The sequence below is a fragment of the Mycobacterium mantenii genome (assembly GCF_001667865.1).
Taxonomy (GTDB): domain Bacteria; phylum Actinomycetota; class Actinomycetes; order Mycobacteriales; family Mycobacteriaceae; genus Mycobacterium; species Mycobacterium mantenii_A.
In genome coordinates this window covers 1-1,070 of the sequence record NZ_LZJP01000019.1, presented here as the reverse complement: position 1 = coordinate 1,070, position 1,070 = coordinate 1, and the positions used below count along the sequence as shown (strand labels likewise).

The window sequence follows — 1,070 nt, the reverse complement described above, 5'->3', positions numbered from 1 at the left end:
GATCTGGATCAGGCGTTGTTGTCGGCGGCCGGGTTCGGCAACACCGGTGCGGAGTTGTTCAACAAGGGTGGCCCGTATCTGGCGCGCGGCGCCCAAGACCTGGTGCCGACGGCCCAACTGCTGGACACCTACAGCCCCGAGATCTATTGCACGCTGCACAATTACCACGACATCGTGCCCATCACCGGCGCCTCCGAGGGCGGTTTCAACGGCTACTCGTTGAACATGGACACCGAAGTCACCTCGGGGCTGGGCCTGTTGCTCAATCCGGTCGCGACCGTGCCCGTCCTGGCGTCGCTGGTGGGCGGTATCGCCGGGGTGGTCGGCGGCGCGCCCAACCCGTACGTCTACCCGGAGAACCTGCCGCGGGTGAATGGTCGCGGCGGGCCCGGGGGCGCGCCCGGGTGCTGGCAGCCGATCACCCGCGACCTGTGGCCCGCACCGGAGCTGGTGATGGACACCGGTAACAGCCTTGCGCCCTACAACCACCTGGACACCGGATCGCCGTATGCCATCGAGTACGTCTGGGGCCGCCAGGTCGGCGACAACACCATCAACCCGTAAGCGCACCGAGGACTCAAACGAAAAGCAATTCGTGTGGCGGGATGATGTTGTGCGCTCGCGTATTTCACTGTTGCTTTGTTTGTGCCACCGCGTCGGGTACATTTCACTGGTCTTATTGAATATGTGTACAGGCCGGCGCCGGGAAGGCGGCGGCACCGAGCTGAGGGACAGGGTTGGCGACGGTGGGTTTCCTGGATAACCGACCGCGCAAGTGGCCGCCCCACGTCGAATTCTCGATGATCTTCGGGCGCACGGTGTAGCGCCTTGGAAGGTTCACCCGTTCAGATCAATGACTCGCGAGAGCCCCCTTACAAGTTCATCACCCTGATCGTGCTGGTGGTGCTCGCGGGGATCTTCAGCCTGGTCTACGTCCAGTTCCGCGGAGGTTTCACGCCCAAGACGGAGTTGACGATGTTGGCGGCGCGGGCTGGGTTGGTGATGGATCCGGGTTCGAAGGTGACTTATAACGGGGTGGAGATCGGCCGGGTGGGGTCGATTTCGGAGAC

2 protein-coding genes are annotated in these 1,070 nt (G+C 63.6%); both read left to right on the top strand.

Going from position 1 to position 1,070, the window contains the following annotated elements:
* The coding region (locus A5688_RS03250; RefSeq protein WP_082955091.1) for an MCE family protein at positions 1-564 on the top strand (564 nt) is incomplete at its 5' end.
* A gap of 318 nt (positions 565-882) precedes the next feature.
* Positions 883-1,070 (top strand): MlaD family protein (locus A5688_RS03245; protein WP_431602662.1); only part of this gene is annotated, 188 nt, incomplete at its 3' end.